Origin of the sequence: Jeotgalibaca sp. MA1X17-3 (genome assembly GCF_021513155.1) — a bacterium.
GTDB lineage: Bacteria > Bacillota > Bacilli > Lactobacillales > Aerococcaceae > Jeotgalibaca.
Window position 1 is genome coordinate 549,300 of the sequence record NZ_CP090983.1, and the last position, 18,147, is coordinate 567,446.

18 protein-coding genes, 1 tRNA gene and 1 pseudogene are annotated in these 18,147 nt (G+C 35.2%); 17 read left to right on the plus strand and 3 right to left on the minus strand.

Annotated elements, in window-relative coordinates; genetic code table 11:
* Positions 1-4 precede the first annotated feature (4 nt).
* On the minus strand, positions 5-655 hold the full coding sequence (locus LZ578_RS02775) for a fasciclin domain-containing protein (protein WP_235145825.1): 651 nt from the start codon (positions 653-655) through the stop codon (positions 5-7).
* A gap of 193 nt (positions 656-848) precedes the next feature.
* Here LZ578_RS02775 and srtB point away from each other — a divergent pair, with 193 nt between their 5' ends.
* The 11 genes from srtB to LZ578_RS12575 all read left to right on the plus strand — a co-directional run bounded on the left by srtB (position 849) and on the right by LZ578_RS12575 (position 11,286).
* Positions 849-1,574, plus strand: a complete 726-nt coding sequence (srtB, locus tag LZ578_RS02780; RefSeq protein ID WP_235145826.1) for a class B sortase — start codon at positions 849-851, stop codon at positions 1,572-1,574.
* A 163-nt stretch (positions 1,575-1,737) separates the two neighbouring features.
* Entirely contained in the window at positions 1,738-2,826 is a 1,089-nt protein-coding gene (locus LZ578_RS02785) for an ABC transporter permease (RefSeq protein WP_235145827.1), read from the plus strand.
* 11 nt (positions 2,827-2,837) lie between these two features.
* Positions 2,838-3,509 carry an ABC transporter ATP-binding protein gene (locus tag LZ578_RS02790; protein ID WP_235145828.1) on the plus strand — a complete coding sequence of 224 codons (672 nt, stop codon included), beginning with the start codon at positions 2,838-2,840 and terminating at the stop codon, positions 3,507-3,509.
* A 36-nt stretch (positions 3,510-3,545) separates the two neighbouring features.
* The gene (locus LZ578_RS02795) at positions 3,546-4,028 is read left to right on the plus strand and encodes a MarR family winged helix-turn-helix transcriptional regulator (RefSeq protein WP_235145829.1); all 483 of its coding nucleotides are present in this window, start codon (positions 3,546-3,548) and stop codon (positions 4,026-4,028) included.
* A 19-nt stretch (positions 4,029-4,047) separates the two neighbouring features.
* The gene (locus LZ578_RS02800) at positions 4,048-5,556 is read left to right on the plus strand and encodes an NAD(P)/FAD-dependent oxidoreductase (RefSeq protein ID WP_235145830.1); all 1,509 of its coding nucleotides are present in this window, start codon (positions 4,048-4,050) and stop codon (positions 5,554-5,556) included.
* 21 nt (positions 5,557-5,577) lie between these two features.
* Positions 5,578-6,477 carry a phytoene/squalene synthase family protein gene (locus tag LZ578_RS02805; protein ID WP_235145831.1) on the plus strand — a complete coding sequence of 300 codons (900 nt, stop codon included), beginning with the start codon at positions 5,578-5,580 and terminating at the stop codon, positions 6,475-6,477.
* A gap of 36 nt (positions 6,478-6,513) precedes the next feature.
* Positions 6,514-8,022 carry an NAD(P)/FAD-dependent oxidoreductase gene (locus tag LZ578_RS02810; protein WP_235145832.1) on the plus strand — a complete coding sequence of 503 codons (1,509 nt, stop codon included), beginning with the start codon at positions 6,514-6,516 and terminating at the stop codon, positions 8,020-8,022.
* Between the two features lie 45 nt (positions 8,023-8,067).
* On the plus strand, positions 8,068-9,177 hold the full coding sequence (locus LZ578_RS02815; protein ID WP_235145833.1) for a glycosyltransferase family 2 protein: 1,110 nt from the start codon (positions 8,068-8,070) through the stop codon (positions 9,175-9,177).
* Between the two features lie 11 nt (positions 9,178-9,188).
* Positions 9,189-9,701 carry a glycosyl-4,4'-diaponeurosporenoate acyltransferase gene (locus LZ578_RS02820; RefSeq protein WP_235145834.1) on the plus strand — a complete coding sequence of 171 codons (513 nt, stop codon included), beginning with the start codon at positions 9,189-9,191 and terminating at the stop codon, positions 9,699-9,701.
* A gap of 185 nt (positions 9,702-9,886) precedes the next feature.
* The gene (locus LZ578_RS12570) at positions 9,887-10,387 is read left to right on the plus strand and encodes a deoxyribodipyrimidine photo-lyase (RefSeq protein WP_311198607.1); all 501 of its coding nucleotides are present in this window, start codon (positions 9,887-9,889) and stop codon (positions 10,385-10,387) included.
* A complete protein-coding gene (locus LZ578_RS12575) occupies positions 10,384-11,286 on the plus strand; it encodes a deoxyribodipyrimidine photo-lyase (RefSeq protein WP_311198589.1) in 903 nt (300 codons plus the stop codon). Before LZ578_RS12570 ends, LZ578_RS12575 begins: the two co-directional genes overlap by 4 nt.
* Before the next feature lie 113 nt (positions 11,287-11,399).
* Here LZ578_RS12575 and LZ578_RS02830 read toward each other — a convergent pair.
* Positions 11,400-11,471 (minus strand) — tRNA-Val (locus LZ578_RS02830).
* Between the two features lie 286 nt (positions 11,472-11,757).
* Between LZ578_RS02830 and LZ578_RS02835 the strand changes: the two genes are divergently transcribed.
* From LZ578_RS02835 to LZ578_RS02860, 6 genes and pseudogenes are all read left to right on the plus strand, one after another.
* Positions 11,758-13,266, plus strand: coding sequence for a DUF1846 domain-containing protein (locus LZ578_RS02835; RefSeq protein WP_235145835.1), 1,509 nt, complete (start codon positions 11,758-11,760; stop codon positions 13,264-13,266).
* Between the two features lie 145 nt (positions 13,267-13,411).
* Positions 13,412-13,873 carry a hypothetical protein gene (locus LZ578_RS02840; protein ID WP_235145836.1) on the plus strand — a complete coding sequence of 154 codons (462 nt, stop codon included), beginning with the start codon at positions 13,412-13,414 and terminating at the stop codon, positions 13,871-13,873.
* A gap of 113 nt (positions 13,874-13,986) precedes the next feature.
* Positions 13,987-14,630, plus strand: a pseudogene (locus LZ578_RS02845) (DNA/RNA non-specific endonuclease).
* A gap of 53 nt (positions 14,631-14,683) precedes the next feature.
* The gene (locus tag LZ578_RS02850) at positions 14,684-15,043 is read left to right on the plus strand and encodes a hypothetical protein (RefSeq protein WP_235145837.1); all 360 of its coding nucleotides are present in this window, start codon (positions 14,684-14,686) and stop codon (positions 15,041-15,043) included.
* 84 nt (positions 15,044-15,127) lie between these two features.
* Complete coding sequence (locus LZ578_RS02855; RefSeq protein ID WP_235145838.1) at positions 15,128-15,625, plus strand: DUF1456 family protein; 498 nt, start codon at positions 15,128-15,130, stop codon at positions 15,623-15,625.
* 186 nt (positions 15,626-15,811) lie between these two features.
* Positions 15,812-16,246 (plus strand): organic hydroperoxide resistance protein, encoded by a 435-nt coding sequence (locus tag LZ578_RS02860; RefSeq protein WP_235145839.1) that lies wholly within the window; start codon positions 15,812-15,814, stop codon positions 16,244-16,246.
* A 416-nt stretch (positions 16,247-16,662) separates the two neighbouring features.
* Here LZ578_RS02860 and LZ578_RS02865 read toward each other — a convergent pair whose 3' ends face one another.
* On the minus strand, positions 16,663-18,123 hold the full coding sequence (locus tag LZ578_RS02865; protein WP_235145840.1) for an amidase: 1,461 nt from the start codon (positions 18,121-18,123) through the stop codon (positions 16,663-16,665).
* Between the last annotated feature and the right edge of the window lie 24 nt (positions 18,124-18,147).

Sequence of the window (18,147 nt, forward strand, 5' to 3'; positions counted from 1 at the left end):
AATATTATGCTGTTTTCTTTTGGAATACTACATAAAGAAGTCCAGCAGCTGTAACAAGAACTCCAATAAGTAAAGCCATAGAGCTTTCAATTCCTGTTTCTGCAACATCATCCATACCCATTTCGACAGCTTGTAATTTGAAATCGTCTGGAACAAGAATTGTATCAATCACATGAACCACGCCATTGGTAGCAGCTACATCAGTAGTAATAATCGTTGCATCATTAACCATTGGATCACCTGAAAGGTCAAAAGTAACTTCTTGTCCGTTTACTGTAGCAGCAGTCATGCCATCTGTTAAATCAGCAGCCATTACTTTTCCAGCTACAACATGATAAGTAAGTACTTTCGCTAAATCTGGTTGAGCAAGTAATTCTTCTGCAGTAATATCTAAAGCGGTTAGAAGTTTTTCAAAAACAGCATTTGTAGGAGCGAACACTGTAAATGGTCCATCTCCCTTAAGAGTATCAACTAATTCTGCCTTTTGAAGGGCGGATACAAGAATGCTAAAATCTTCATTCCCCATAGCAACACCTACAATATCATCTGTTGGATCTGTATCAGCAGCACTGGCCATAGAAGCAATATTGAAAGTGAGAAAGAGCAATGTGACAAGAGAAAAAATACCGGTTAAAAATGTTTTCAACTTTTCCATCTCCTTGTTATCCGATAGTTAACAGAGCATTATTTTTTGCTTTCTCTATTACTACGTTTATAACAGCATTAAGATGTAAGCGCCGTCAAAATATACGAACCTAGTCGAGAGGAGTGGTTTTATCAAAAAGAAAATACAAATAACTATTTTATCTACTCTCCTGCTCCTGCAGCTTGGCTATTACTCAGTAAACATGAAAGAACAGAAAAAGGAAGTGCTCATTCCTACGAAAATAGAACGAGAAAGTTTTACCCTTAAAAATATATCAGGTCAAAAAATAGAATCTCCTCCATTTAGTTCCACAAACTTTGAGATGGATGAAAAGAATTTGTCTGCCACAGCGATCAAGGAAATGACATTTAAAAAGAATCCCTCATCTGAATACTATGAAATAAACTCTGATTATATGGGATGGCTAACCATAGGAAATACCGTCATTGATTATCCTGTTGTTCGAGGAAGAGATAATGAGTATTACCTTCATCATAATTTTTATGGGGAAGAAGATATCTTAGGTGCGATTTTTATGGACTACAGGAACATTGGTATGGGGCTGGATCAACATACAGTTATCTATGGCCATTACACTCAGTATGGTCAGATGTTTAGAGAATTAGAAAAATATCTCAATGAAGAATTTCTTTTAGCCAATCAAGAATTTACTTTTAATAATTCGTATACAAATAAAACGTATAAAGTATTCTCTGTTAATGTTGCACCAGCAAATACAGATTTCCTTCAAACCTCCTTTAAGGCAGATGAAGAATATCGAGAGCTGCTAACAACGCTTCAAGATGCTTCTATTTTTTCTTTAGATGTACCTGTATCCGTAGATGAAAAGATTTTAACTCTTGTTAGCTGTGAATTCTCAGTAGATGATGGCAGACTTTTGGTTCATGCAGTTGAAATAGAAGAATAAAAGAATGAGTTTAAAACCTTCAGTATTTTTGACTGAAGGTTTATTTTAATAGCTTTTTATTTTCTTTCCATTCGTAAGTTTAACTACTTTACATCGTATCCGATTTAAAGTACAGTTATAAAACAAACGATATATAAAAATAGTTTACTGAGGAGATTACGCGATGTTTTTAGCATGGAAAGAAATTAAACATTCAAAAACAAGATTTGCTCTGATTATTGGGGTAATGCTTTTGGTGTCTTATTTAGTTTATTTTTTAATAGGACTATCCTATGGGTTGGCTCAAGCAAACCGAACAGCCATTGATAAATGGGAAGCGGATGGAATTGTTTTGACTGATGAGTCCAATACAAATATTGGGATGTCGATGATGACATTTGAAGAAGCAAAAAAAGTAGAAGGAAAAGAAACGGCGCTACTAGGACAAGCTCCTAACGTCGTACGTAAAAGTGGAGAAACAGGAGAAGAGTCTAAAATTAATGTTTCTTTCTTTGGTATTAATGACGATGAATTTTTAATGCCAGAAGTTGTTGAAGGAAAGTCCTTTACAAGTAATGATGAAGTCATTGCTGACATCACTTTAAAGGAAAAAGAAGGTATTGTTTTAGGCGATGTTTTAGAACTTGCTGGAACAGATAAAAAAGTTGAAGTGGTTGGATTTACAGAAGGGGCACAGTTCAGTGTTTCTCCTGTTTTGTATACCACAATTAGTGGCTATCAAGAAATTCGATTCGATGCAATTGATGAGTCAGAAAATGGACGAATTAGTGCTGTTATCGTAAGAAATAATGGTGAGTTAGAAACGGTAACTGAAAAAAGTGAAGACTTAGTAGCGTATCCAATTGCGGAATATATTAATAAAATACCGGGTTATAATGCTCAAGTACTAACGTTTGGATTAATGATTGGCTTTCTAGTAGTCATTGCTGCGATTGTAATTGGAATATTTATTTACGTTTTAACACTACAAAAGACTAGTCTGTTTGGTGTTATGAAAGCTCAAGGAATTTCTTCTGGCTACATTTCACGATCCGTTCTTGCACAAACATTCTTGTTAGCAGTGATAGGAGTTGGAATTGGTTTGGTTCTAACGATTCTTACTTCTCTTGTGTTACCGCCTGCCGTTCCTTATAGCACGAATATTATGTTTATAGCTGCTATTACATTTTTACTTATTGTATTTGCAGTTCTAGGTGCCTTGTTCTCTGTGAGAACGGTTGTAAAAATTGATCCATTGGAAGCAATTGGATAGGGGAAACTAAAGTGAAGTTAATTGAATTAAAAAATGTTAGCCGAACATTCGGTGAAGGACATACAAAAGTAGAGGCATTAAAAGAAACAAATTTCTCTGTTGAAGCAGGAGAGTTTGTGGCAATTATTGGACCAAGTGGCTCAGGAAAAAGTACGTTGTTGACTATTATTGGAGGTCTCCAACAACCAAGTAAAGGAATTGTTTTAATTAAAGAAAATTCCTTTAGTGAAGAAAAGGAAAAGAAACGTGCAGCGTTACGATTTAAAGAAATTGGGTTTATTTTGCAAGCATCCAATCTCGTTCCCTTTCTTTCTGTTTCGGATCAGTTACGTCTAGTGAATAAAGTACAACGTCAAAAGATGGATGTAGAAAAAACAAATTTTCTACTAGATGAATTGGGGATTACAAAATTAAAAAGTAAATATCCAAGTGATCTTTCTGGAGGAGAACGACAGCGAGTAGCTATTGCACGTGCTCTCTATAACGATCCATCAGTCATCTTAGCAGACGAACCTACTGCAAGTTTAGATTCTGAAAAAGCTTTTGAAGTAGTTGAAATCTTGGCTCGAGAAACGAAGGACAAACAAAAAGCGACCATTATGGTCACTCATGATGAGCGACTCATTGATCGATGTGATAAAGTCTATGAAATGAAAGACGGAGTCCTTTCATTACGAAAATAATGGAATGATATTTCGGGATAGTTGGAGTGTGAAAAAATGGATGAAAAAATATTTGATCGAATGTTAGAAGATCAACTCTGTTTTGAAGTATATCGAGCAGCAAATGGCTTTTCCAAAATGTATGGAAGAGCTCTATCACCTTATAAACTAACTTTTCCACAATATCTTGTTCTGCTAGCATTATGGGATGAAAATTTTGTGAATGCAAAGTCGATTCAACAACGATTAGGAATATCAATCGGTACATTAAATCCAATATTGACTAAATTAGAAGCACAAAATTGGATAAATAAAGAAACTTCTCAAAGTGATAAACGTGCCTCTGTGATGTCATTAACAAAAAAAGCAAATGATAAAAAGCAGGATATTTCTCACAACATATTGAAAGAAGTAGTACAATGTAACTTAGATGGTATTAATGAAAAAGAACTCCTACAGTATTTGAAAAACTTAAATCAAGAATTCACAAAGTTAGATGAGAAAAATAAAAAAATAAAAAATAATTCTCAAGCAGAATGAAAAAGGAGCACGGTTGGATATGCAGAAAAGAAAAACGGTTAGTGTAGTAGGTGCAGGCGTAGCAGGTCTTGCAAGTGCAATTCGCTTGCAACATGCGGGTTATGAAGTAGAAATTTATGAAAAAGAGTCTACACCTGGTGGGAAAATGAATGTATTAAAAAAAGATGGTTATCAGTTTGACTTAGGACCAAGTATTGTTATGATGCCAGATTTATATCGTGAAGTATTCGAATTAGTTGGTAGAGATCCTGATGATTACATTCCTATGCAACGTTTAGACCCTATGTATAGTGCCTTTTTTAATGATGGAAAAGAGAAATTTGATGTTTCATCTGACTTAGTAACGATGATTCGAGAAATTGAAAAAATAAGTGAAGAAGACTCACAGGGATATTTAGCTTATTTAGATGATATTTATAAGCGCTTTATTATTGCGAAAGACCATTTCTTACAACAACCTTTCAGAAATAAAAGAGATTTTTATAATCCAACTACTCTATTACAAGGGCTAAGATTAAAGACCTTTGATACTGCGGAACATTCTATTTCTAAATATATTAAAGATGAAAAATTAAAACAGATGTTAAGTTTCCAGACCCTTTATATTGGAGTATCTCCTAAAAATGGACCCTCATTATATACAATTATTCCCATGATTGAAATATTGTATGGAATTTGGTTTATCAAAGGCGGAATGCATACAATGGCGAAAGCAATGGAGCGTTTATTTTTGGAATTGGGAGGATCGATTCACTATCATTCTGATGTACAAGAAATTCTGATTGTTGACCAAAAAGCCAAAGGAATTGCAGTCGATGGAGAAGAAATATATTCTGATTATGTAATGTGTAATGCGGATTTCCCATATGCAATGAAGAATTTAGTGAAAGATGTAAAATCTAAAGGGAAATATACAGATAAGAAAATTGATAAGATGAAATATTCTTGTTCTTGTTTTGTTTTATATTTAGGAATGGACCGAAAGTATGATGAAGTTGAAAATCTGCATAACTTTATGTTCTCCAAAAATCTCGATCAAAATCTAGAACAAATTTTTAATGGGGAACGATTAGAGGATCCATCGGTTTATCTCTACGTCCCAACCAAAGGCGATGCTTCCTTAGCTCCAGAAGGAAAAGAAGGACTTTATATTCTAGTTCCAGTTTCAGAACTCTCAATCGCTCAGTATGAATGGAATGATGAAACCATTCGTTATTATCGTGATAAAGTTTTTGAGAATTTAAAAAATCTTCCTGGAATGGAAAATATTGAACAAGAAGTTGTCACAGAAGCTTATACAACACCACTAGATTGGGAATCTAAATTCAATGCTTATAATGGGGCAACGTTCGGCTTGCAACCAATTCTTACTCAATCCAATCATATGCGTCCTCAAAGTAAGGCGACTCACTGTGAGAATCTATACTTTACAGGAAGTAGTACTCATCCAGGCGCAGGTGTTCCTATTGTGTTGTTGTCAGCGAAAATCGCTACTGATGAATTGCAATTAGACGATAAAGATAAATAATTTCTCAGCAGGAGGGCTATGATGAGAGAGACTAAACAAACCAACTTAGAAGAAGACTACCAATATTGCGAAAAAATTATTAAGCATCATTCAAAAAGTTTTTATTATGCTTTTTCAAAACTACCAAAGCCAAAAGCACAAGCAATTTATGCGGTTTATACATTTTGTCGCTTAGCAGATGATACGGTTGATACAATTGAAGTCAAAGAAGAAAAAATCAATCAGTTGAATCATTTGGAAGAAGAACTCAAACGTTTTGAAAAAGGAGAGCCAATAGAAAAACCGATGTGGCGAGCACTTCGTGATGTTTTTGAACGCTACCAAATGAATATCCAGCCATTTTTTGATCAATTACAAGGTCAACGGATGGATATTGACTTTGTAGCTCCTGAAACTCTGGAAGATTTAGAAAATTATAGTGCTTTTGTAGCAGGGTCAGTAGGCTTAATGCTGCTTCCCATTATTGCTTCGAAAACAAAAAAGGATTTGCAACACCAAGCTAATTCATTAGGAGTAGCGATGCAGATAACCAATATTTTACGTGATGTAGGTGAAGATTTAAGAGATATTAATCGAATTTACATTCCACAAGAACTATTGAAAAAAGAAAACTATTCGATAGAATCTTTGCGTAACAATGAAATAAACGAGAACTTCATTCGAATCTGGGAAACATTAGCTGTTCGTGCTGAGAATTTGTACGATCAATTCAGTGATTCGATCCATCATTTTGATGCAGAAAGTCGACTCCCCGTTTTAGTTTCGGCAAATGTATACAGAGGGATTCTCGATGCGGTTCGTAAAAAGGAATACGATTGTTTTTCAAAAAGACAATTTGTCACTCCTGTTGAAATGCAGAAACTAACTCTACAAAGTAAAAAGATATTGAAAGAAAAAAATATACTAGTAAATGAAGAATGATTAAGTGGGAAGTTAGAAGGAGAGGGGCTTGAGAGTATGCAAGATCAAAAATCGGTTGTTGTAATTGGTGGAGGATTAGGTGGGCTTTCTGCAGCAATATCATTAGCACAAAAAGGTTTTTCTGTTTCTCTATATGAAAAAAATAATCATTTAGGTGGAAAATTAAATCGTTTGGAGCAAGATGGGTTTGGATTTGATTTAGGCCCCTCCATTTTAACGATGCCACATATCTTTCAAAAATTATTTACAGATAGTAATAAAAAGATGGAAGATTATGTAACGATTGAGCGTCTAGATTTAGAATGGCGCTCTTTTTTTCCAGATGATACAGTGATTGATTTATATGGTGATTTAGAAAAAATGGAAAAGGAAAATCCATCGCTTACTAAAAAAGATATGGCTGAATATCGTGATTTTTTAGATTATGCTGGAAAATTATATGATATTACGGAGAAAGGCTACTTTGCAGAAGGCCTTGATAACTTGAAACAAGTATTAAAGCATCATGGTATCTGGGAAACTAGTACCGGATTTGATTACTTTTCAACTCTACATGAAGGGATAGCAAAACGTGTTCACGATCCACATTTTAATGAAATGTTAGATTATTTCATAAAATATGTAGGCTCCTCTGCTTATGATGCGCCAGCTATTTTGAATATGATGAGTTATATGCAACATCAACAAGGTGTTTGGTATGTTCCAGGTGGAATGCATCTCTTAGCAGAAGGATTAGTGAAACTAGCTGAAGAAATAGGAGTCACGTTTCATTTGGGGCATGAAGTTGTAAAGTTAAATAAAGATGAAAATAAAATGATTACTTCTGCTGAGATGGACAATGGTTCTATCGTAGAAGCTGATTATTTTGTGAGTAACATGGAAGTCATCCCTGCGTATACTCGTCTTCTGGAAGAAGATCAAAAAGAAATGGATGCCTTAGAGAAAAAATTTGAACCAGCAAGTTCTGGTTTGGTGATTCATTTAGGAGTGGATACTACTTATCCGCAACTTGCTCATCATAACTTCTTCTTCTCGAATCATTCTGAAAAGAATTTCGATCAAATTTTCCATAAAAAACAATTACCAGACGATCCCACTATTTACCTGGTAAATGTAAATAAAACGGATTCTGATCAAGCACTTCCAGGCCATGAGAATATTAAAATTTTACCGCACATCCCTTATATCCAAGACGATCCTTTTACGGAAGAAGATTATCTTGCTCTGCAAGAAAGAGTCTATGAAAAATTAGAAAAAATGGGATTGACTGATTTACGGAAGCATATCGTGACAGAAAATGTTTGGAGACCAGAAGATATCCAAGAAACATACTACTCTAACAGAGGTGCTATTTATGGTACCGTTTCTGATCGTAAAAAGAATCAAGGATTTAAGCATCCCAAACACAGTGAGAAATACCATAATTTATATTTTGTTGGTGGAACGGTTAACCCAGGTGGAGGAATGCCAATGGTAACGTTAAGCGGCCAGCAAGTAGGAGATATGTTAGGTGCCAAAGAAAAAATTCTGACTGAGTTTTTATAAGACTTGAGCTGAAAATACTGAAGGAAAAAATGTAGGAGGTTCGATATGTTTGGATGGATGCTAATCGGTTGTGTTTGTGCAATCATGGCTGGGTTCTTCATGTACTGGAGAAACCCTGTGCCTCATGATAAGCAAACAGAAATAAATGAATCCTTACGAGTGTCGTTGATTGTACCTGCTAGAAATGAAGAAAAAAATTTACCTATTCTCTTAAAGAGTGCACACATGCAACGCTTTTCCTTTTATGAAGTGATTGTTGCAGATGATGGCTCTGAGGATGAGACAGCAAACATAGCCCGTACATATGGAGCGCAAGTCGTACCAGTAAAAAAAGAAGGCGATTGGACTGGGAAGACAGCCGCAAACTGGCAAGGAGCCAACCATGCATCAGGTGATTTATTAATCTTTATGGATGCTGATACATGGTTTGCAAATTCAGAAGTTGTAGGGAAATTAGTTGCTGCTTATAAAGAGCAAGGAAATAAAGGGATCCTATCCATTCAACCCTATCATCACATTCAAAAAAATTATGAAAATAGTTCAGTTATATTTAATATCATTACGATGGCTGGGATGAATGCTTTTTCTATTTTAGGAAACAAATTATCTGAAGCAGGTGTTTTCGGCCCTTTTTTATTGTGTCAGAAAGAAGAGTACATTCAAATGGGTGGACAAGATGTTGTTCAAGAAGCATTAATTGAAGGTTTTGCACTAGGGAAAATATATAAAGAAAAAAACTTGCCAATCCAGTTATATAGTGGCAAAAACTTAGTCCATTTTCGAATGTATCCAGAAGGGATTTCCCAATTGATAGAAGGATGGTCCAAACACTTTGCGACGGGATCTCAAAGTACGCATCTTTTCATTTGGTTTTTAATCGGAATTTGGATTTTTGGTGCATTTCTTGCACCTTCTTTTGTAGGTCTTGCCTTATTTTTAGGAATGCCTGTATGGATTTTTACATCGATTGTTTGCTACCTCCTTTATTTTTTGCAAATTTCTATTTTAGCTCGACGAACAGGTAATTTTTCTTTTGGAGCTCTCTTTTTCTATCCACTTTTATTTATTTTCTTTTTATTTGTTTTTATCCGTTCCTGGATTGCTACTCATATTTTCCATACCGTCACATGGAAAGGACGAAAAATTAAATTATAGGGAGGATGTCTATGCAACTTGTATATTTGTCACCTTTCTGGATGGTCTTATTAGATATTTTCACATGGTTTTGTTTCCATATGGGGATTTCGATTGCGATATTGAAAGTTCCAGATCATTTCTTTGAAACGCACAAAAGCTGGTTTCGCACTTGGAAATGGGAACAAAATGGAATGATTTGGCAAAAGATATTTCATATTCAATCATGGAAGCATTATTTGCCAGATGGAAGTATCTTTTTAAAAAAAGCATACAATAAATCAAGTATGGTTGATGCCTATCTTCCTACTTTGAATAAATTCTTGTTGGAGATGCGCCGTGCAGAAATGACTCACTGGCTATCTATGATTCCCGCAATCTTTTTCTTCTTTTGGAATCCACCTTGGGCAGGTTGGATCATGATTGTCTATGCAGTGTTGATGAATGCACCATTTATCATTGTGCAACGCTATAATCGACCTCGATTGGAAAGAGTTTATAGAAGAAAACAAGAACGAGAAGAAAGATTGAAATATATAGAGTAATTATAGAATTCCTATTCTTTTCATTTTTGGATTATTTAAAAGCATAGTTAAGAAAAAGAAAAAGCAAACGACTTTTTCTTTTTTTATTAGTCATTTTTTATTCTATTTTCATATTTTGAATTACAATAGAGAAGACAATGTGATAAAGAGAAAATGAGAAGAGGTGAAAAAACGTGGTGTCCGTTATGTGGTTTAGAAGAGACTTGAGGATAGAAGACAATGTAGCACTCAAACATGCTTTGGAAGAATCAAACTCGTTACTCCTATTGTTTCATGTAAATCCCGAGCAGTTTTTGGGTGAGCAATCAATGAACCAAGCTTCTTTTTTTAAAAGTGTAGAATTTTTTCGCGATGAAATTAAAAGAAAACATGCTACTTTACATATCCTATATGGTGATCTTGAAGAATGTTTCTTAAAAATTAAAAAAGAGTTTCCTCATTGGTCAGATATTTATATAAATAGAGATGAAACTGGTTATGGTCTCGAGCGGGATAAAATTGCTAGTACATTATTCAAAAAATTAGATGTGAAGCCTCATGGTTATCACGATCATTACCTTCACTCAGCTCGAGAAATAAAAACTAATTCTGGAAGCTATTATCAAGTGTTTACACCTTATTTTACTAAATGGAAGGAATTACAAAGTCCTGATGTAGTTGAAGTAGGTTTTGATGAAAAAAGTTGATTAAAGATCCCATTTTTTCAAAGGATGAAGAACAATTTAATGACTTTCTTGCCAAGCAAATCCCCATTGAAGATTTACAAATAGGCACGAAAGCAGCACATCAGCGCCTAGATGAGTTTATTAAACATGATTTAAGTAATTACAAGGTGGCTCGAGATTATCCGGTAAAAAATTCAACTAGCCATTTATCCAAATACCTAAGAACCGGTGAAATCTCTATTCGGACTGTTTTTGATCAAGTAAATCGTTCTGAAAATTCTGCGGGAAAAGAAACATTTATCAAAGAACTAGCTTGGAGAGACTTTTATAATATGATTTATGCTACTCATCCGGATCAAAAAAATAGTTCTATTAACCCATCCTTTCGTCAACTGGAGTGGGAGAATGATGAGGAATTCTTCAAAAAATGGAAAGAAGGAAAGACAGGTTTTCCAATAGTGGATGCAGCAATGCGTCAATTAAAAGAAACTGGCTGGATGCATAATCGATTGCGTATGATAACCGCTTCTTTTTTAACGAAAGATTTATTAATTGACTGGAAATGGGGAGAACAATATTTTCAAGAAATGCTCATTGATTATGATCCTTCTAATAATATAGGTGGGTGGCAATGGGCTGCTTCAACTGGAACAGATAGTGTTCCTTATTTTAGAATATTTAACCCAACCACACAGTCAGAGAAGTATGATAAAAGCGGAGAATTCATAAAATACTATGTTCCAGAGCTTAAAAATATTGATGGCGAAAAAATACATGAACCTTCAAAACTTTCAAAGGAAGAGCAAAATAAATTTGGAGTAATCATCGGAAAAGATTATCCAGAGCCGATTGTTTCCCATAAAGAAAGACGGAAAATAGCTATTAAAGTATTTGAACAAGCTAAAGATCATAATGGTTAGAATCTAAAGATTATGATCACTGCCCAAATCCTTATGAAGAAAAACCAAAGAAAAAAACTAAAAGAAGGCCAGGAATTTCCCTAGTCTTCTTTTAGTTTGATTGGTTAAAGTGATGAGCCGTACAGGATTTGAACCTGTGACCCCATCCCTGTCAAGGATGTATTCTCCCGCTGAACTAACGGCTCTTTTTCTTACAAAACATATGATATAAGTAGTATAGATGGTATGCTCAATGAATGTCAAGCAGGATTTAACCTCTTGTTAAGAGAGATTCAAAAATCATAAACGAACATTTGAGCTATTAAAAAAATTAACTTTAGCGTATATAAAGGAAATAGAAAATGATTTCTAATAAATACATTGCTATCATGACAAAAATCTCTATAATGAATAGAGTTAGAGTTGAAAGTCACAAGTTAAAAGTGATCTATATATAATGAAATAATGAGCAGAAAATTTGGGAGGAACAGAATGGATAAAATTGGCTTTGATTCAAAAAAATATATCGTAGAACAATCCCGTTATATTCTAGAGCGAGTAAATAACTACGATAAACTATATCTAGAATTTGGCGGAAAATTGATTGGTGACAAGCATGCAAAGCGAGTACTTCCTGGTTTTGATGAAGACTCAAAAATCAAAATTCTACAAAAACTGAAAGATAAAGCCGAAATTATTATTTGTGTTTACGCAGGTGATATTGAAAGAAATAAAATTCGTGGTGATTATGGAATTACCTATGATATGGATGTCTTTCGTTTGATTGATGAATTTCGGGAATATGGTTTATCAGTAAATAGTGTTGTCATTACTCGTTATCACGGTCAACCCTCTACTCGTTTATTTATTAATAAACTAGAAAAGCGTGATATTCTCGTTTATACACATAGCTCGATTGAAGGGTATCCTTCCGATGTGGATAAAATAGTAAGCGAAGAAGGGTTTGGACAAAACTCTTATATACCAACTACCAAACCGATTGTAGTCGTTACAGCTCCTGGTGGAGGTAGTGGGAAACTAGCTACTTGTTTAAATCAAATGTATCACGAAAATCATATGGGAAGAAAAACAGGCTATTCTAAGTTTGAAACTTTTCCAGTTTGGAATATCCCATTGAAACATCCTTTAAATATCGCCTATGAAGCGGCTACGGTCGACTTAAAAGATGTAAATATGATTGACAACTTCCACTTTGAAAAATATCATGAAGTAGCCGTCAATTATAATCGAGATGTTGAAACATTCCCTATTATTAGACGAATTATTGAAAGAATTACGGGTGAAGAACCAAAGTATCAATCTCCAACGGATATGGGAGTAAATCGAGTCGGTTTTGGAATTACAGATGATGAAGTTGTAAAGGAAGCCTCTCGACAAGAAATTATCCGTAGAAGTTTTGCTACGGATTGTGACTTTAAAAAAGGTCTGATTGATCAAGATACGGTAAATTGGATGAAGATTTTGATGGAAGAAGCAGGAGTAAAATCAGATGATCGAGTTCCTGTAAAACCAGCTCGTGAGTATGCAGAAGTCTTACGCCAAAAAACGGAAAATAATGATATAAAAGCGGTCATTGCTTTTGAATTAAAAGATGGTCGAATCGTAACAGGGAAAACATCTAGTTTGATGGATTCTTCTTCCGCCGCTCTTTTAAATTCAATCAAAGTATTAGCCAATGTAGCAGATGAAATTTATTTGCTTTCACCGATGATTCTAGAAACCATTCAAAAAACAAAATCAACGGTGCTACATAGCAAAATGCCTATGCTAAATGCCAATGAAATTTTAATTGCTCTAGCCATTAGTGCGGTAACGAATCCTACAGCTCAAGTGTGCTACAATAAGTTAGCAGAATTATCTGGAGTGCAAGCTCATTCTACCGTTATGTTGAAAAAAGATGACGAGCAACTTCTGCGGGATTTGGGATTAGACATCACGTGTGATCCCGTTTATCCTTCTGAGAATTTATATTATATGTAAGGATTCCCTTGAATTGAATCGGGATGCTTGTTAAAGAGCATTCTGATTCTTTTCTTTTATCTTTAAAGACGTTTTTTTTGATACAATAGAGAAAAAGTAGTCTACAATACTGGTAGACAAACTATATAGTGGAGGAGTAATACAAATGACCTTATCATTTGAAGAAAAAAAAGCAATATTTGATAGTTATAAAGAGCTAGAGTCTGTCCCTGTATCTATGAACCGATTGAATTACCATTTTAAAGACAGTGCGGTAGCTAAAAAAATAGCAGTTCGGTTCCTCCATCCTAATGGAAATGCATTTGTTTATGCAGCATATTTACCAAAAGAAGAAACTAAAAAAGGTTATATTTCTGTTTTAGATGAAGATGAAGCAACCATTCGTCAGTATGTTGATCAAGCAATTGAACACCTTAAAAAGACTGAAGATGGCTATGAAGAAGGCTATTCTGAGTTGTGGTTTGATGTTAGAGGAGAAGCATTGCGTCTTCGCTACGAGAACCCACTATGGGCAGTCGTTATATCAACTGGTCAAGTAGAAGGTGTTTTCAAAACAAAAGAAGCTGCTGAAGGATATTTAATGGATGAAGGCTTTCAGGAAGGATAGGAAGAAAGAATAAAATGGCTAGAAAACGAAAAAGAAAAGATGAAGTGGATGTAAAATTAAATGTAGTAAATGGATTCTTAGCAACAGCGGCTGCTATTTTTCTATTAGTTACAATGCCACTTCCTGCTGTTCAAGGATTCATTGAAGATTTATTTCAAATAGAAACGGTTCCTGAATCTAGCTTAGCTTTATTAGAATATGATGGCCGTGATCAGGTTATTGAAGTAAATGGAGATGTTCCAACTTTTAATGAAAAAGATCTTGCTCTACTAAAGGGAAGTTGGCAGGAATTTAGTGAGATTGATTTTTTAAATCGAGTTGGTCCTGCTAATGCAATGCTGAATGAAGATTTATTTCCTACTGAAGATCGAGAGTCTCTTTACATAAAACCAACGGGTTGGAAGCAAAAAAATTGGCGAATGGTCAATGGCTTTACAATCGAAGTCACTTGATTGGTTTTCAATTAACCGGAGAAAATAACAATATTCGAAACTTGATGACAGGAACAAGAAGTTTGAACAGTCCGCACATGTTGCGATTTGAAAATGATATTACCTATTACTTAAAGGAAACTGGGAATCATGTTCGCTATTTAGTAGAACCTATCTTTCGTGAACAAGAATTAGTTGCTCGAGGAGTCCATTTGATGGCACAATCGGTAGAAGACAACGGACTATCCTTTAATGTATATATCCATAACATACAAGAAGGTTATGAGATTAATTATCAAGATGGATCAAGTACAAAAGCAAAATAATAGATTTTTTCTCTTTAAAGAAGACGATGAAATAAGAACATGTTAAAATAACAATGATAATAAAGTATGTTTGGAAACAATGGGAGGTTGCAACAAATGAAATTTACCTTACGCTAAAAACCATTTTAGGAAAAGTATCTCTATGGGGAATCCTTTATTTTTTTGTATCTTGGATTCTGGTTGCTGTGATTCAACCACGATTCGGCAGCGCAGGAGGGCGGAATTTTTTTGATTGGATATTAATCCTCCTTGCGATATCTGGAATTATAGGAGCTTTTGTTAGTATGTTTGGAGGACTTATTGCGATTGTTTGGAGAGAAGACCGTTCTTTCTTAGGGATTTTGATGTTTATTTTGTCGGTTCCCATATGTATATTATTAGCTGGCTTTATCTTGGGGAGTTATATTTCTTGAGGGAGACCACAAAATAGTAATAAAAAACTCCCAGAAACGATTTAGTTTTTGGGTTGTTTTGTATAAAGATGAAAGGGTGAAAAAATGAATAACAATGATATTTTAACGCGTCTACGCTATGCACTAGATATAAAAGATAGAGATATGGTAGAAGTATTTCGACTTGGTGGGGTGGAAACTACCAAAGATCAAGTTATAAAATTGATGGATAAAAAGAAAGATGATTCTGAAGAAGAATTCTCAGAAAATACCTATGTAGAAGAGTGTAGTAATCAGATGTTGGACTCTTTCTTGAATGGACTAATTATTTCCCAACGAGGAAAGCAAGAAAATAAACCTGCACAAGCCACTCAACCAGCATCTGAAATGGAACATATGAACAATCTATTGTTGAAGAAAGTAAAAATTGCGTTATCGCTCACAAGTGAAGATGTATTAGAAATTCTTGATGAAGTAGGAGTTAAAATTTCTAAAAGTGAATTAAGTGCGGTATTAAGAAAAGAAGGTCATCGTAACTTTAAAGTTTGTGGAGACCGTTACGCTCGTAATTTATTAAAAGGTCTTGCTTTACGTTACCGATAAAATTTTATAAAAAAGAGGATCAGATGGAGAATTAATTTCATCTGGTTCCTTTTTTTATTATAAAAGATGAGTAAAGAGACTGACTATTATTAAGATGAAAGCAGTTTACTTGCTTTTTCCTTTTATATTTCTTACACTTTGATTGTACGCAATATAACTCATACTTATCAAAAGGAGGAAAAAAGAATGGCAGAATCAAAAAAATTATATACTACTACAGCAGTAAACACGGGTGGTCGTGACGGTGATAGTTCTTTGACAGATGATTCTTTTAAAGTGAAAATTGCTTCTCCTAAGAAATTGGGTGGATCCGGTGACGGACAAAACCCAGAACAACTTTTTGCATTAGGTTATGGCGCTTGCTTTAATGGTGCGTTGGAATTGAAAATGAAAGAAGCAAATGTAAGTGGTAAATCGCAAGTTACTTCTGAAGTTACTTTAAATTCCGATCCAACCGATAATGGATTCAAAATTTCAGTAGTGATGTCTGTTGCTATTGAAGGACAAGATAAAGAAGCAACACAAGAATTAGCAGAAAAAGCACATGCTTTCTGTCCTTATTCGAAAGCAACTCGTGGAAATATAGATGTAGAAGTAAAAGCAGTAGACTTTCAAGCATAATTATCAAAAAGACTCTCTTCAGAAATGAAGAGAGTCTTTTTTTTTGTAAAAGTATAGAGCTATCGCCACGACCTGGGTGATATCGTTGCGCTCTGGCCTCGTTTTTGAGTTCTATCGCGACGACCTGGGTGAAGTCGTTGCGCTCTGAGGTTATTTTTGAGTCCTATCACCACGACCTGGGTGAAGTCGTTGCGCTCTGGTCTCATTATTGAGAGCTATCGCCACGATCTGGGTGAAGTCGTTGCTCTCTGAGATTATTATTGAGAGGTATCGCAACGACCTGGATGCTATCGTTGCGCTCTGGTCTCATTATTGAGAGCTACCGCCACGACTTGGATGCTATCGTTGCGCTCTGGCCTCATTTTTGAGTTCTATCGCAACGACTTGATAATAGTTGTTGCAATAGGAATCGATTTTTAAATAAATAGTCCTGCAGCTTCAATATCTTCAGCAATTTTAAGTAACCAATCTTCTTTGCCTTTCGGTCCAGTGAATTGAACGCCAATAGGAAGGCCTTCTTTTGTTAAATGAACAGGTAGGCTGATAGATGGCTCGCCTGTTAAATTAGCTTGCATTCCAAAAGGAGTAATAGGCAAACTATCAGCAAACATATCCCAGACAATTTTTTGCTGCTCCTCAAAAGAGAATTGGGAAATGTGCTTCATTTTCTCCATTAAATCAGACGTTTGCCACTGGATACCTACTTTAGGAGCAGCATCTGCTGTAGCGGGGGTTAGGAATAAGTCATAGCTTTCTCGAAAACCAGCCATCACTTCAGCAGCACGGTCCCAAGCTTTAATCGTATCAGAATAATCGGCAGCACTAACTTTTTTACCTGCATGATAGAGGACCCACGTTACCAACTCCATATCATCTAAAGTAAACGTTCGCTTCAGCCCTTTTTCTATATTTTGTAGCATAGACGCTGTTTCACCACAATTCATTATGTAATAACTTTTCATAAGATCAATGCCATCGATTTCTGGTTCTTTTTCTACTACATCATGTCCTTCTTTTTCTAACCAAGCAACCATTTGTAAGACTGCTTTCTTAGCTTCTTCACTAACCGGAAAAAGTACGGGTGATTCCAGAGAGTAAGCAATTTTAAATTTTTTGTTTGACTTTTTCCCGAGCTGATTGAAGTATCCTTGTGTATGTAAAGGAACTTGAAAGGCTGCTGCAGGTTGGATCGTTTGTAAAACATCCATCAGAGCTGCTGTATCGCGGACGGATTTTGTTAAAGCAAAGTCAATAGAAGCCCCTTGCCAACCACGTCCAGAACCCGGGCCTACTGGCGTTCGACCTCTCGTCGGCTTCAGGCCTACTAGTCCAGTAAAAGAAGCAGGGATGCGTATAGAACCGCCTCCATCACTTGCTCCAGCTACGGGAACCATTCCAGAAGCTACTGCGGCAGCGGCACCACCGCTTGAACCTCCTGCAGAATAATCTGTATTCCAAGGATTACGAGTGGGTCCATACAATTCTGGTTCAGTAATATTTTTAAAACCAAATTCAGGAACATTGGTTTGACCCAATAAAATAAAACCTGCATATTTTAAAGCTTTTGTATAATGACTAGTCTGATTACTACGATTATTTTGTAATAATTTACTCCCCGAAGTACTTGGTTCTCCAGCCATTGATTGACCCAAACCTTTCAAAAGAATAGGTACACCAGCAAAAGGAGTATCACTAAAGTGATTTGACTCCGCTTCATCTAGAGCTTTTTCAAAACGAGGATGAATCACTGCATTTAGTTTCGTATTTTGGTTTTTTATTTCTGTAATAGATTGTTCGACTAATTCTTTTGATGAAATTTTCTTGGTACGAATTAATTCTGCAAAATAAACTGCATCTTCTTGGCGATTAATTTTCAAAGTAGTTAGAATCCCCTTTTCTTT